At 65.3% G+C, this 274-nt stretch carries 1 protein-coding gene; it reads right to left on the bottom strand.

All coding sequences use genetic code 11. The features are described from left to right. Positions 1–11: 11 nt before the first annotated feature. The coding region (locus tag NLU14_RS21785) for a hypothetical protein (RefSeq protein ID WP_275710545.1) at positions 12–274 on the bottom strand (263 nt) is incomplete at its 5' end.

Genomic DNA, 274 nt, shown 5'->3' with positions numbered 1-274 from the left:
GAGACAATCGTTCATGCATCACCCGACAGGAAACCGTCGCCCCGGCGCCCGAACAGCGCTATGACGCGTGGCGGGCAGAAGGGATGGCGATGCGCTTGGGGAATATCGGACCGCTGGTCGTAAGCGCCTTGATATTGGTGCTGGCAGCCTGCGGAGGCGGAGGAAGCGCCCGGCAGACCGCCACCCCTGCGGGCGTTGCGAACGTCACCACCATCGACTTCGCCCATGTCGCGAATTACTCCGCGCCGCGGCTCCCCGCCTATTTCGATCGCAC

Source organism: Marinobacter iranensis, from assembly GCF_029207565.1.
Classification (GTDB): Bacteria; Pseudomonadota; Gammaproteobacteria; order Pseudomonadales; family Oleiphilaceae; genus Marinobacter; species Marinobacter iranensis.
This window is presented reverse-complemented; position numbering and strand designations above follow the sequence as displayed.